The 1,613-nt window shown below is 40.8% G+C and carries 2 protein-coding genes; one reads left to right on the top strand and one right to left on the bottom strand.

Annotation, left to right across the window (positions count from 1 at the left end; translation table 11 throughout):
• Positions 1-175 precede the first annotated feature (175 nt).
• The gene (locus tag AACS18_RS11120; RefSeq protein ID WP_146184886.1) at positions 176-598 is read right to left on the bottom strand and encodes a hypothetical protein; all 423 of its coding nucleotides are present in this window, start codon (positions 596-598) and stop codon (positions 176-178) included.
• Positions 599-1,078: 480 nt separating this feature from the next.
• Between AACS18_RS11120 and AACS18_RS11115 the strand changes: the two genes are divergently transcribed.
• Entirely contained in the window at positions 1,079-1,504 is a 426-nt protein-coding gene (locus AACS18_RS11115; RefSeq protein WP_146184885.1) for a hypothetical protein, read from the top strand.
• Positions 1,505-1,613 lie beyond the last annotated feature (109 nt).

The raw sequence follows: 1,613 nt of genomic DNA, 5'->3' as shown, positions 1-1,613 counted from the left end.
TGTTGGTCGCCTCTCTCATCAGTGGGAACGTACATTCGCCACTTTGGCACTCAGATACCATTTTGGGGAGAGGCGACCATCCCATTAACGCCATGCATAGTGCATAGTGCATAGTGCATAGTGCATAGTGCATAGTGCATAGTGCATAGAGTACCCCATGCATCATGGAATCAAGCTACACCCTGATTTGGAAGTTTTTTGTTGCCCAGTTATCGGCCTGTCGATAAATGGTTTTATATGCATCAACTACAGTTGTGGAGCCGTCACTGTTAGAAACTTCAAAAACCTCCCAAGCTGAGGTTGCTCTATCCGCAGGTTGTGGCATTAGCCCCGTGGGACATAAATCTCTAATGTCAGAATAAATCTCCTCTGATATTCTGAATACATTGAAGTACTCACCGCCATCAATTAGATGGCGCCCCCATACTCCTTCAACAGAGATATAGTTGTTATCTCGATCAAGCAACCACTGCCAGTGACGACCATCAGGCGAGCCACAGAAAACCCAACTGTTTACACTTGCCATTACATGTTGCGATGAGCCCGATGTTATCAACATAATAAACACCAAAAGAAACTGTCTGTTAAATATAGCCATGCCAATATTACCTTTCCCAAAAATAGTTCAGTGACCAACCTAAAAGTCTCACCATAATGACGAGGTCAGCTATTATACACCCCTATCAATAATGGCCATGACCTCAATCAGAAATTCCATGTATATCGAATTGATGTCAACTGTCACTTCTTACAATTGCAAATAAATAGATCACAGATTAATATGATGGCACAGGCATGCCTGATGCTTGTGAAGCAAGCCAAAGCTTAGTTGAGAATAACATTATCTCACGCCCCGTCAAGGGGCTTCTTTTACACTACATATAAATGTGTGCCGTGAGCTATGAGCATTATTTTTGTTATTACAGGCACCTAATTTTACTATAACCTACACGTAGATTCGAAATAATATTCAATGTGACCTCACACACTAAGCTATCGACCAACAAAATAACAAATGTATCATTTTTACACCTACGCAAAATACCATTTCCACGCATAACATAGAGGATTATTTGATATGAAACATGCCATGGTGCTATTATTATCTATTTTTCTTACATTACTTTCATGTGACGGTAAAGCAGAAGAATCATTCGTCTACTGTGGCAAGAGTGATGGCTCATCTTGGTATTCCATTGGTGCTGAATTTCAGACTGCCAGCTTAGCATTTAGACCGATACCAGAACCCCGTCGCACCAGAGGTAAATGGCATAAATATACTTATCATGGAATTGATATCCCAGTTTTCTTAATTACAGAAAGTACGTATCAAAATCTCAAGAATCTGTGTGGACAAAATTATAACCCTCATCCCACTCAAAGTATGTTAGATACTAATTGGTACATTTTCGCAACCCATGACAATAATGGTGTATTGATGATTATGCCAGGGTACATATCAATAAATATACCACCAAGCATTGATCTAGCTAATCGTATGTAAAGGGCCTTAATGGGATGGTCGCCTCTCTCATCAGTGTGTACAGATCTAGCTATCACCTGACACAGGCCTGGCGCTGTTTCCCAAATCAACCATCAAGCCACAACTGCCC

Source organism: Aeromonas sp. HMWF015, assembly GCF_963878965.1.
In the GTDB taxonomy this organism is placed as follows: domain Bacteria; phylum Pseudomonadota; class Gammaproteobacteria; order Enterobacterales; family Aeromonadaceae; genus Aeromonas; species Aeromonas veronii.
This window is presented reverse-complemented; position numbering and strand designations above follow the sequence as displayed.